The organism is Microbacterium sp. 5K110 (genome assembly GCF_005774735.1).
Lineage (GTDB): Bacteria > Actinomycetota > Actinomycetes > Actinomycetales > Microbacteriaceae > Microbacterium.
In genome coordinates, this window is sequence record NZ_VBUM01000102.1 from 1 (window position 1) to 11,308 (window position 11,308).

General features: G+C 70.3%; 15 protein-coding genes. 5 read left to right on the forward strand and 10 right to left on the reverse strand.

Translation table 11 applies throughout. The features are described from left to right. From FE256_RS16005 to FE256_RS16020, 4 genes are all read right to left on the reverse strand, one after another. Window positions 1-372 (reverse strand): helix-turn-helix domain-containing protein (locus FE256_RS16005; RefSeq protein ID WP_138177645.1); only part of this gene is annotated, 372 nt, incomplete at its 3' end. After that, window positions 369-2,498: a right-handed parallel beta-helix repeat-containing protein gene (locus FE256_RS16010; protein ID WP_138177647.1), complete on the reverse strand. Its 2,130-nt coding sequence runs from the start codon at window positions 2,496-2,498 to the stop codon at window positions 369-371. The genes FE256_RS16010 and FE256_RS16005, both read right to left, overlap by 4 nt. Further along, window positions 2,491-3,774: a glycosyltransferase gene (locus FE256_RS16015; protein WP_138177649.1), complete on the reverse strand. Its 1,284-nt coding sequence runs from the start codon at window positions 3,772-3,774 to the stop codon at window positions 2,491-2,493. The genes FE256_RS16010 and FE256_RS16015 overlap by 8 nt, the downstream gene beginning before the upstream one ends. A gap of 74 nt (window positions 3,775-3,848) precedes the next feature. Continuing rightward, on the reverse strand, window positions 3,849-4,832 hold the full coding sequence (locus FE256_RS16020; protein WP_138177651.1) for a right-handed parallel beta-helix repeat-containing protein: 984 nt from the start codon (window positions 4,830-4,832) through the stop codon (window positions 3,849-3,851). A 39-nt stretch (window positions 4,833-4,871) separates the two neighbouring features. Between FE256_RS16020 and FE256_RS16025 the strand changes: the two genes are divergently transcribed. Next, on the forward strand, window positions 4,872-5,693 hold the full coding sequence (locus FE256_RS16025) for an endo alpha-1,4 polygalactosaminidase (RefSeq protein WP_138177653.1): 822 nt from the start codon (window positions 4,872-4,874) through the stop codon (window positions 5,691-5,693). 23 nt (window positions 5,694-5,716) lie between these two features. Here the strand turns inward: FE256_RS16025 and FE256_RS16030 are convergent, their stop codons facing one another. The 4 genes from FE256_RS16030 to FE256_RS16045 all read right to left on the reverse strand — a co-directional run bounded on the left by FE256_RS16030 (window position 5,717) and on the right by FE256_RS16045 (window position 7,767). After that, the gene (locus tag FE256_RS16030; RefSeq protein ID WP_138177655.1) at window positions 5,717-6,208 is read right to left on the reverse strand and encodes an FBP domain-containing protein; all 492 of its coding nucleotides are present in this window, start codon (window positions 6,206-6,208) and stop codon (window positions 5,717-5,719) included. A 260-nt stretch (window positions 6,209-6,468) separates the two neighbouring features. Next, entirely contained in the window at window positions 6,469-6,846 is a 378-nt protein-coding gene (locus tag FE256_RS16035) for a PPOX class F420-dependent oxidoreductase (protein WP_289508593.1), read from the reverse strand. Continuing rightward, on the reverse strand, window positions 6,840-7,382 hold the full coding sequence (locus tag FE256_RS16040) for a 2'-5' RNA ligase family protein (RefSeq protein WP_138177659.1): 543 nt from the start codon (window positions 7,380-7,382) through the stop codon (window positions 6,840-6,842). Before FE256_RS16040 ends, FE256_RS16035 begins: the two co-directional genes overlap by 7 nt. Window positions 7,383-7,389: 7 nt before the next feature. Next, a complete protein-coding gene (locus FE256_RS16045; protein ID WP_138177661.1) occupies window positions 7,390-7,767 on the reverse strand; it encodes a DoxX family protein in 378 nt (125 codons plus the stop codon). Window positions 7,768-7,928: 161 nt separating this feature from the next. On the opposite strand from FE256_RS16045, the gene FE256_RS16050 reads away from it, so the two are divergent. Next, window positions 7,929-8,222: a sigma-70 family RNA polymerase sigma factor gene (locus FE256_RS16050; protein ID WP_138177663.1), complete on the forward strand. Its 294-nt coding sequence runs from the start codon at window positions 7,929-7,931 to the stop codon at window positions 8,220-8,222. A gap of 36 nt (window positions 8,223-8,258) precedes the next feature. Here the strand turns inward: FE256_RS16050 and FE256_RS16055 are convergent, their stop codons facing one another. Continuing rightward, entirely contained in the window at window positions 8,259-8,597 is a 339-nt protein-coding gene (locus FE256_RS16055; protein ID WP_138177665.1) for a DUF7882 family protein, read from the reverse strand. Window positions 8,598-8,798: 201 nt separating this feature from the next. Between FE256_RS16055 and FE256_RS16060 the strand changes: the two genes are divergently transcribed. Then, entirely contained in the window at window positions 8,799-9,254 is a 456-nt protein-coding gene (locus FE256_RS16060; protein WP_138177667.1) for a MarR family winged helix-turn-helix transcriptional regulator, read from the forward strand. Between the two features lie 7 nt (window positions 9,255-9,261). On the opposite strand, the gene FE256_RS16065 is transcribed toward FE256_RS16060, so the two are convergent. Beyond that, entirely contained in the window at window positions 9,262-9,582 is a 321-nt protein-coding gene (locus FE256_RS16065; RefSeq protein ID WP_138177669.1) for a DUF7882 family protein, read from the reverse strand. A gap of 140 nt (window positions 9,583-9,722) precedes the next feature. Here FE256_RS16065 and FE256_RS16070 point away from each other — a divergent pair, with 140 nt between their 5' ends. Together FE256_RS16070 and FE256_RS16075 are read left to right on the forward strand one after the other, a co-directional pair. Then, on the forward strand, window positions 9,723-10,745 hold the full coding sequence (locus FE256_RS16070) for a glycoside hydrolase family 6 protein (RefSeq protein WP_138177671.1): 1,023 nt from the start codon (window positions 9,723-9,725) through the stop codon (window positions 10,743-10,745). A 136-nt stretch (window positions 10,746-10,881) separates the two neighbouring features. Then, window positions 10,882-11,308 (forward strand): response regulator transcription factor (locus FE256_RS16075; protein WP_171024381.1); only part of this gene is annotated, 427 nt, incomplete at its 3' end.

Here is an 11,308-nt window from a genome sequence, read left to right on the forward strand (position 1 = left end):
GGTCGCGGCGGTGGGGGTTTCCGGCGCCGCAGGCGTCATCCACGGCGCCGGCGGGAGCTCTCCACCCCAGATCACCGGGCTCGGGACGACGTGCCGGCTCGAACGGGGCTCATCGGTCCCGTCGGGTGGGGTGGCACCGTCACCGAACAGGTCGGCCACTCCGACCTCGAACACGTCGGCGAGCGCGACGAGGACGGGCAGCGGCGGCGTGGTGCGTCCGGCCTCGAGTGCCTGCAGGTGATCTTCCGAGAGCTCGGCCTCGAACGACAGCGCCGTGATCGACAGGTCGCGCGCGAGGCGCATCGCCCGCACGCGTTGTCCGAGCCGGTGCAGGACGGCATCCAGCCGGTCGTCCTCGAGTTCCTCGGTCATTGCCGGCCCCCTCCTACCGCGGCATTTCGAGCTGCCTCCTCCACCCACTGTTGCAGTCGCCACTGCTGGATGCGGAACAGACGCGCGATGGTCGGCACCGAATAGCCGCCCTCGAGCACCGCCGCCACGGCGAACTGCTGCAGCGAGGCGAACGTCCGTCCCTCCAGCGCACCCGTGCGCAGGTCCGCGAAGGAGCGCGGCCGGTGCGGAGCGGCTCGCGTCCCGGCAGCCGACACCGTCGTGGGCCGGACCGCCGGGCCGCGGCTGACGCCTCCGACGGGGACGGATGCCGGTGACGCCGACGGCACGCTCGGTGATGTCTCCGCGGCCCCGCCGGCGGCGGTCGGCGCCCCGACGGCGGTCGCCGGGGGACCTCCGCCGACCACCGCCACATCGGCCCGGTACGCGGCCACCTGTTGCTCCCCGTGCCGCAGCAGCGCCTCGTGCAGGAGCGCCCGGAGCTTGACGTGCTCGCGACGCCGGCGCCACAGCAGCGGCAGACCGATCGCGGGAATCAGCAGGACGAGACCCCACATCCACATCATCGGATGCTCGTTCATCCACCCGACCCATGCCCACTGGAACGTCCAGTCCGATTGGTCGTTGTCCGCCTGCATCGTGCGCGACCCCGACCACACGGCCACGACGTCCTGTCCCACCCCGTGGAAGGTGTTGCCGGTGATGTCGGCGCGCGCCCCCTCGGAGAGTTCGATGGCGAAACCGGATGCCACCCGCAGATCGTTGTCTCTCACGATCACCGCCGCGCCCGTCAGTTCGAGGGCGATGCGGCGACCCGAGAGGCGGGAGCCCGTCACCGTGGCATCCGTGATCCTCCCCGACACGTCGAGAGCCCGCAGCTCGGCGGAGGTGAGGACGGCATCGGCGACCGTCAGGCCCGTCGACGGCCCCTCGACCAGGACGGCGCTGCGCGTCTCGTCGACCTCGGCGCCCCGGATCTCGATGGCGTCGGTCGAGATCACACGCACGCCGCCGTCGCGGTTGTCCTTCACGTGCGAGCCGGTGAGCGCGAACCCCTTCGCGGGGCTGAGCCCGTATCCGCCCGAGGTGGGGCCGTCGGCCAGCGCCGCACCGTCGATGCGAATGCCCCAGCCGGTCGAGCCCTGCACGGTGGAGTCGGGGATATTGGTCCCCGTGGACTGCCGCGAGACGGAAACGCCGTCGCCGCCGGAACGGGAGACGGTGGTGCGCTCGATCGTGGTGGCATCGGAGCCGTTGGTCACCTCGACGCCCGTGAGGGTGGAATCCTCGACCGTCGAGTCCTGCACCAGCACGCCCGTGGTGTCCGAGAGGAAGAGACCGTAATGCAGGCGGGTCATGGTCGATCTCTGGACAGCGGCCGTCGCCCGCGCATCGCCCGTACCGGTCACGGCGAGACCGCCGGTCCGACCGCTCCAGTAACCGAGATCCCGGAACTCGGCGCGCACGGAGGTGAGGTTTCCGTCCCGCACGCGGATGTAGGCGCGGCCGTCGCTCTCGTCCGTATCGGGTGCGCCGGTGGTGTCGTCCCACGACGTGACCACGAGCGGCAGCTCCTCGGAGCCGCCGAACCCCAGGGTGCCGCCCCACGCGACGACACTCACCGCGCCCTGCGGCGCACTCGAGATCCTCAGCGTCCCGTGCCCGATGAGTGCGAGCTCCGCTCCGGGGCGAACGACCACATTGCGGATCAGCGTGAAGACTGCGGTGTCGTCCTGTCGCGCGGCACCCAGGGCGACCAGGTCCTGCACGCCGTACGCGGTGTGCTGCCCCCCGCGCGGAGCGAGGACGACGGTGTTCCACAGCTCCGTGAGGGCGGGGTCGCCCGGCGCGAGGGCCGCGACAGCGGACAGCCGCGCGTCCTCGTCCGCGACCCTCTGCGCGGCCGTCTTCGGCGCATCCGCCGCCGCGGTGGCCTCCGGGGACGGCGTCGCCGCGACGACCGGGCCCGTCGGCGCATCGGCCTGCATCCACGGGAGGAATGTGCCCGTCTGGACGAAGTTGCCCGCCAGCACGACGCCCGCCACGAGCACGACGACCGCGATCACCATCAGCACGCGCGCGACTCCGCGGATGGCGGGGTGGGTGTCCCCCCGTTCCTGCGCGGTCAGCGCGCCGTCGTCAGACACCGGGTGTCTCCGCGGGTTCCGTCGTCGAATCCAGCCCGACGCTGGCCGCCGACTGCCCCTCGCCGCCGAGGCTCGCTTCGGACTGCCCCTCACCGCCCTGACTGTCGGCGGAACGCGTCAACCAGCCCTGCTTGTTCATCGTGAACAGCGCGTAGACCTTGATCGGCAGCGCCACGAAGATGATGACGACCGTCACCAGCGGCAGCAGCACGATGTCCTCGGGACGCCGCCAGAGGTGCGACATGCCCCGGATGCCGCGACCGACGAACAGCCACACGATCGCCAGCCCCAGACCGAGCAGCGGATGCTCCGCCCGCACCGAGAGCGCGATGTACGCCAACGCGACGAACATCGTGAACGGGGTCAGCAGGATCTGCATCATCGTGATCTGCGAGATCAGCGGCACCTTGAAGACCCAGCCGTGGCGGATCGCCGTGAGATAACAGCGGAACGAGTTCCGGCTCCACCGGACGCGTTGCTTCACGAAGGCTCGGAACGTCCCCGGGAACATCGACAGGGCGCGGGCGCTGTCCTGGTGCGCGACGCGGAAACCCTGCGAGAGCACGAGCCACGTCATCCGTCCGTCGTCGCCCGCGATGCACTCCTTGCCGAAGAACATCTCGTGCTCGAGGTCCTCCACGCGCGGCTGGATGACCGATCGACGGTAGGCCGCCGTGCGCCCGGAGGCGCAGATGATGCCGCCGAACCGCCCCATCGCGGGCGCATAGTCGGTGTAGCGCAGGTCGATGATCCAGTCCGCCACCCGGCGCCAGATGCTCGACTTGGGCAGGTAGACGTTCTGGCGCGTGCTGACGGCCCCGACCGCCGGGTCGATGAAGGGCATCTGGACGGCGTCGAGCATGCCGTCCTCCCACGCGGTGTCCGAGTCGACGAACACGATCAGCTCGGTGTCCACCATCCGGATGCCGACCCCCAACGCCGAGCGCTTCCCCCGGTGGTGGAACATCACGACCTCCACCGTGGGCAGCTGCATCGCCTCGATACGCCGTTGCGCTTCCACATCGGCCACGTCGAGAACGATGATGATGCGCGACGGCCCCTGCCGCACCCACGTCTGCAGGCAGCGCAGGAGCACGTCGGGGTCCTCGTGGAAGGACGGCACGACGACCGTGGTCGTGGTGCGGTAGTCGTTGCGCACCGGACGCGAGGTTGCGGCCAGGATCTTGCGGACGATCCAGAACCCCCACGACACGATGCCGAGGTAGCCGAAGGGGAGCAGCCACATCAGCTGCTCTCCGAATGACCCCTGGCCCATCCGTTCTCCCCGGTACGCGCGGCGAATACGCCCAAAACGGCCCGGGGAAGACAGTGAAGGTTACCGCGTTCGTATTACGTGCACGCAACGTCGGCGAGGGAGGCACCCGCCTCGACGCTGTTGTCACACGCCACGGTGTTCCCCGCGGCGCGGGCCGCACCCACCAGCGTCACTCCGAATCCCCCCGGTCCGGGCCGCAGGACGCTCGATGCGACGACGTTGCGCGAACCCCACGGGGGCAGGATGACGTGGATCGAGATGGCATCCACGGGGCCCTGGACCGTGGAACCCTCCACACGCCACTCGCTCCCCTTGAGATCGACGGCGCTGTCCACCGCCGGGGACGCCCCCGTCGACAGCGACGATCCGCGGACGACGCCCGCGGTCGTCCCCTCCTTCACGTCGAGCGCCTCCGCCGTGGTGTCCCGCACGACGAGACCGTCGAAGACGTTCCGGTCGCTGCGATCGGGCTCGCAGGCCGAGTACCGGCACCAGTTCGACTCGGCCGAACCGACGTAGACGCCCTCGCCGAACTCCGGGTCGACCAGCCCGGTGCGCTCCACGGTGACCGAACGCACCGCGTTGTCGGTGCTCCCGGCGCGGAGGTGCAGGCCCTCCTGGCCCACGTCCGAGATCGTCAGGGACGTCAGGACGCTGTGGGTCGTGGAGTCGAGGACGACGCCCTTCTGGCCTCCCCGCACCGTGAGATCGCGCACGTCCCAGAACGCGACGCCGTCGAGGTGGAGCGTGTAGCCGTCGGAGACGTCGCCACCGTCGAGCACGGTCCCGTCGGATCCGCACAACACGATCGGCGCCTCGGACGTCCCCGACGCCGTCGCGCGGAAGTGCCCGACATAGACCGCGGACGACAGCTGCAGCACCGCCCCCGGCACCGCGGCATCCAGTGCCGCCTGCAGAGCGTCGGTCCCCTCGCCCACGGCGACGGCACCCGGGGCGCACGGCGCGGGCGGAGGCGCGCTCGGGGAGGCGGGCGCGCAGGCCGACAGCGCCGCAGCACTGGCGGCGGCGAGCGCGAGCGCGGCGAGGAAGCGGTTCATCGCGTCGAGTATCCCAGTCCGCGATCGTAGGGTTGTCGTATGTCGCGTGTCTTCGTCCCGGCGATCGCGCTCGCGCTCGTGCTGATGCTCGCCGCGTGCGGCACGACCGGAACAGAGGATGCCGAGGGCGCCGCCGCCGCATTCCCGTCGGGCGCCGCTGTCGACTACCAGCTCGGCGAGGCCTATCCCCCCGCCGACGGGGTGGGGATCGTGGCGCGGGATCGATCCGCCGACCCCGCGCCGGGCCTCTACTCGATCTGCTATGTCAACGCGTTCCAGACCCAGCCGGGCGAGAGCGCGCACTGGCCGGACGGCACGCTGCTCGAACGCGACGGGCACCCGGTCGTCGACCCGGCCTGGCCCGAGGAGCGTATTGTCGACACCTCGACCGCGCAGGCGCGTCATCGTGTCGTGGAGCACGTGACCCCCTGGATCCGCGGGTGCGCGGCATCCGGGTTCCGGGCCGTCGAGTTCGACAACCTCGACACCTTCACGCGCACCGACGGAGCGTTGAGCCTCGAGGACAACACCGCCGTCGCCACGGCGCTGGTGGCGGTCGCCCACGCAGCCGGCCTGGCCGCGGGACAGAAGAACGCCGCGGAATTCGCGGCCCACCTCCGCACGGCCGCCGGCTTCGACTTCGCCGTCACCGAGGAATGCGCCGCGTTCGAGGAGTGCGGGGCCTACACCGACGTCTACGGTGCCCGCGTGATCGACATCGAGTACACCGACGAACTGCCGAGGAGCTTCGGGGACATGTGCGCCGACGCCGACACCCCCGCCTCGACGGTGCTCCGCGACCGATTGCTCACCGCGCCCGGTGCGGCTGAGTACGCGTTCCAGACCTGCCCCGCGCGCTGAGCCCCGCCCCGGGGCGGGACGACTCAGGCAGTGGCGAGGAGATCCCGGAAGAACCCATCGACGTGCGCCCGCAAGCCCTCGATGCGACGGTCGCGCGCCGCGGCGGCGTCGTGTCCGAGATACGCCGGAGGGTCCAGCCGCCGGACGTTCGCGGAGCACTCGAAGTGCGCGCACAACAGGGTGCCGACGGAGTTGCCGGCCTTGCCCGCCCGGCCGGTCCGTCGGGCCGAGAAGAAGACCACGTCGTTGGGCAGGGTGACGTCCGAGCACCACGAGCACTGCGGACGCGAACGGGTGGGCTGCTCCGCCTGCCGCAGTTGCAGACCGACGGGAGCTCCGTCGATCTCGGCGACGACGAACCCGAGCAGGGGCGCCTTGGGGTCGCGCCAGCCCAGGTAGTCGAGCCGATCCCAGGGGCGGTCGGCGAGATCGGCGGGCAGAGCGATGGACTTCCGCTCGCGCAACGAGACGTTGACGAAGCTGGATCGGAGGGTGGATTCGGTGAGGGAGATCATGACGGTCCCATCGGTGGACCGGAACGGGTCCGGTCGTGCGGCACCCGCGGCACGGCGCGGGCGATCGGATTCCTCCGCGTCGAGGAGTCTCGGCGCGGGTGGGGCGCACGACCCGGAGGGTCGCACGACATCGCCGCTCAGGCGGCGGGAAGCACGGATCCGATCGAGCCTCTGCCGTCGGCGCAGATGGCGCCGACGACCCCCTCACGCCCGAAGGGCATCGATGGGGCGAAGGACGACATACCTCGAGGGTACGCCGATCAGCCGCGGAAGGGGGCCGATCCGAGCACGCGCTCGACCGTCATCTCCAGGACGACGCGCTCGGGGTTCGTTCGCGGCTGCCGGTAGCGGGCGGCGTAGAGGTCGACCGCGTGTGCGACCTCCGCGGGGTCGTCGCTGACGCGCGCGCGTCCCTCGAAGCTGATCCAACGGGCGCCGTCGACGGAGCACACCGATGCGCGTCCGCTGCGCTCGGCGTTGACGAACTTCTGCGTGCCGCGCGAACCGATGATGCGCACCACGCCGTCGTCGTACGTGAAACCGACCGGCACCGCGTGCACCCTCCCCGAGCGGCCGATGGTCGAGAGAGTAGCCAGGTGGTACTCGCTCAGGAAGGCGAGGGCGTCGTCGGTCAGCACGGTTCCAGCGTGCCACGTCCGGCGACGTGCGAGACGGTCCGCGTGGCGGCATCCCATCGACGTAGGCCGATCGCGCGCGCGTCGATCGGCTCACCACCCTCCGCCCCGAGGGCCAGCAGCGCCTCGCTGACCCGGGCGAGGGGGACACGACGCGCGAGAGTGACGTGCGGCATCCACTCCCCCACGCCGGTATGCGGGGCATCGTCGCCCGACCCGGCCCACGCGTGCACGGCGGCGTGGAGGTCGAGCAGGGCGGCGTCGGGGACGACGGATCGGGCCAGAACCCGGGAGCGGACCCCACCGAACAGCAGCGGAGCACCGAGCCTCATCGGCAGCGGCAGCCGACGTTCGAGCGCGTCCGCGGCGACGGCCGCGACCCGCGGGCGAACGAGCAGGGTCACGTGCGGCCGGTTGCTCGCACCGGTGTGACGAGCCTGACTGGGAAGCCCCGCGTCGGCCAGGAGTCGCCATTCCCGTCGTACCACGGCCTCGGCGGCCGCGTCGAAGACGATCTCCAGGCTGACGACGTCGCTCATCAGAACGTCATCGCGTCGACCACCATGCGGCAGCGACGAACACGGGCTGGAAGAAGAGTCGGGCGAAGCGACGACGATCGGTATCGAGCCCGAAAGCCGAACGTCCCTTGCGCCACTGATCGACGTTGCCGGGGAAGATCGCGACGTAGAAGGCCGCCAGGGCGGCGCCGATGCGACGCCGCTCCTTCGGCAGAGCCACCAACGCGGCTCCGAAGGCGATCTCGACGACCCCGGATGCCACGACCACGGCGTCGCGGTCGAGGGGGCCGTGCGCGACCACCGCGTCGGGAACCTGCGCCTGGAAGTCACGACGGGCGAAGGTCAGGTGCGCCAGGCCGGCGAAGGTCATTGCCAGGGCCAGGCCCCATCGGACGAACGATCTCATCCCGCCACGCTAGGACTGCAGCGGGGCGGGCTTGACGGGACGTCCGATCCCCGTGACGCGCGTGGGCCCGAAGCGCTACGCGAATGGCCACGGTCACGCAACCCCCGGGCGTGAGCAGCACCGGACTGTTGACTGAGAGCCCGTCGACCGAGGAGGTGCCCATGACGCTCACGGACAGCACCCGCGCGGCACGGGACGGCGTCGATCTGGACGCCCTTCTCGTGCGCGCCGCCTCGGGTGACCGCGGCGCCTTCGTCCACTTCTACGACGTGACGGCTCCGCGCGTGTACGCGGTACTCCTCACCCTCACCAGGGAGGCCGCGCGCGCCGAGTCCCTTCTGGAGGGCATCTACGTCGAGGCGTGGGAGCGCATGCGCGGACGATCGGCCCCGCCCTGCCCGGGCAACGAGTGGGTGTCGCTCATCGCGTACCGGCACGCGGCCGGTCGGGTCTGACCGATGACGTCCCCGCGCCGCGCGGAACGTCTGGCGTCAGACCGTGCGCCGAGACGCCCCGGCCGACTGTTCGGACGGCGAGTCGTCGAGGTCGATCCTGAGGCCGCTGGAGGAGTTCGCCGAGTTGGCGAAGGTCTGCAACAGCGACGGGTCGAGCACCTCGGGCTCGACGGATCCGAAGACGAAACGCAGCGGAATCGCGGGTTGGATCCAGATCGTGCTGCGCCCGCCCTCTTCTTCGTCGGGATGGCGCCACGACAGGGTGAAGCTCTCGCCGCGGCGGAGCTTGGTCGCGGTGACGACCTTCACGTGAGCGAGCACGCGATCCGGGATCCGGATCGGGCGCTCGGAAGAGCCGTAGAACAGTAGGCCCATGAGCATCTCCTTCCGGAGTTTTCGGCAATCAGGATTTTACTAGATCGCCTAACTATCACAACGTGAATCACGCGGGAATCGCGACGTTCCACCGAGTTTCTTTCTCGCTCACCGACGCGTCCGAGGCCGACGCCGCCGCACGTGAGCCTCGTTTGCGTAACTAGACTGTCGCCTCGGGCGGCCGGACCCGACAGGAGAGCAATGACGATCGTGACTGAAGACGACCCATCGACGGTCGCCGCCCGCGCCGTCGAGAGACTTCGCCTGGCCGAGGCTCGACTGGCCCGCCGCCGACAGACCGACTGCGGACCGAGCGAGAACGCCCGTGCGGCGATGCGTCTGATCCTCGAACGGGCCGACGAGGGCGGCACCATCACCCCAACCGAGATCGCTCAAGCCCTGGCCGTGTCGACCGCCTCGGTGACGGGGATGCTCGACCGCTTGTACGCGGGCGGGCTGATCGGGTTCGTGGCGAACCCGGCCGATCGTCGCAGCAAGTTCGTCGTGCCCTTCGACCGCAGCACGGACGCCGATGCGATCGACCCGGTCACGGCGAGGATCCGCGAGTTCGCTCTCGATCTTCCCGCCGGCGCGGCGGACCAGCTCGCCGATTTCCTCGATCGCGTCCGCGAGGTCGTCGACGCCGAGTGCCGCTGAACTCGACTCACACCGAGATCGGCTCCACGGCATCCGGATCCGGCTCCGGCACGACAGTCAGCCCGTTCGGCGAACTCGCCTCGTGCATGAGTTCGTCGACCCAACGACGGTTCACGTGCGGCGGACGACTGCCGTAGAAGTGGAACACCAGCGGGATCGATGGATGGATCCAGAGAGTGCGCGAGCCGCTCCCGTCACCGACGGGGAAGTGGAACATGAACGGTTCGCCGCGACGGAGCTTGTTCATGAAGACCAGGCGCAGATGGGCGAGAGTCCGATCCTCGACGTCGACCGCGTGACCGAGAGCGTTGTAAACCAATTTGCCCACGAGGACAGGGTATCCGCTCGATCGACCTAATCAGTGCACGACGGCTGCGCCTTGGCCCCCGGGGCAACCGCCCTCATCACGGCCGGGTTCGCTCCTCGACCTGCGGCCGCGCACGGGATCGCTCGACTAAAGTCCTCAGAGTGGGGAGAGCACACCGCCCGAAGCGCCGGCGTCGGATTCCGCGGCCGGTCCTGGTGGGCGGGGCCGTCGTGCTCGTCGTGGCGCTCGTGGTCGGGATCGCCGTGGTGGGTTCCCTCGTGTCTTCCTTGTTCCAGACGCTGTCCGCGCGCCCTCCCGCCGTCGACACCCGCATCGTCACCCCGGACGAGTCGAAGGCCGCCAAAGCCGCCCAGCAGACGCCGGCGGGATCGGCCGCGGCCGAGGCCGCGTCCTGGTTGGCAGCGCAGCCCACGACCTATTGGCTCACTCCCGAGATCGACCCCGTCGACCAGGTGTGGGACCGGGTGGCCCACCTCTCGGCCGAGGCCCGCGACCAGGACGCCACCGTGTCCATCGCCGTCTACGGCCTGCCCGACCGGGATTGCGGCAACCACTCCGCCGGAGGTCTCGACCCCGACGCCTACCGCGAGTGGACCGCCCGCATCGGCGACGCGTTGCGCAATGCGTCCGACGTGCGCAAGATCGTCGTCCTCGAACCCGACAGCATCGCTCTCGCCCCCTCGTGCGGCTCCCTCGAGGAGCGCGCACGCCACTTGCGTACGGCGGTAGAGAACCTGCGCGGCGTGAACACGTGGATCTACCTCGACGGAGGTCATTCGGCATGGCATCCGGTGAATGAGATGGCCGACCTGCTGCGGTCGACCGGGCTTGTCGATGAGGTCCGCGGCGTCGCCCTGAACGTCTCGAACTACCAGGACACGGCGAACGAGTTCGCCTACGCGCACCGACTGTCCGATCTCCTCGGCGGCACGCACGCGATCATCGACACCTCCCGCAACGGCGCAGGTCCTGCCGGACCGGACTGGTGCAACCCCGGCGGCCGACTCGTGGGCGCCGCCAGCGGCGCCTTCGGGGACGGTGTCGTGGACACCACACTCTGGATCAAGCCTCCGGGCGAGAGCGACGGCGAATGCAACGGTGGTCCCGTTGCGGGCACCTGGTGGCCGGATGCCGCAGTGGAACTGACGCGCGAGAGCCGCTGAACCGGGGCGGACGACCGCCGGCAGTCGCCGTCCACGCTCCGAAGTGTGTAAGGATGTGGCTCGGCCGCTCCGCGGTCGCCGTGCCTCGGGGGAGAGCGCGGGCACGGCAGACGTGCGAAGCCGGAAGAGTGGTGGGATGAGCAACAGCACCGAGATGCTGAAGACGGCAGTGATCGTCGAGGACGACCCTGACATCCGTCATCTCCTCGTCGAGGTGCTCGAGTCCGCGGGGTTCTCCACCGTCTCAGTCGGCAACGGGATCGACGGGGTGCGCGCCGTCATCGCATATCAGCCGCTCATCACCACGCTGGATGTCAACATGCCGGGCATCGACGGCTTCGAGGCCGCGCGGCGCATCCGACAGCAGAGCGACACGTACATCATCATGCTCACCGGCCTCGAGGAAGAGGCGGACGTGGTCTTGGGCCTGGGGGCCGGCGCAGACGAATACGTGGTCAAGCCCTTCCGACCGCGTGAGTTGCGGGCCCGCATCGAGGCTTTGCTCCGGCGGCCCCGCGCCGGCAGCCCCGGAACGACCGCGCCGCGTCAAGACAGTGTCGGGC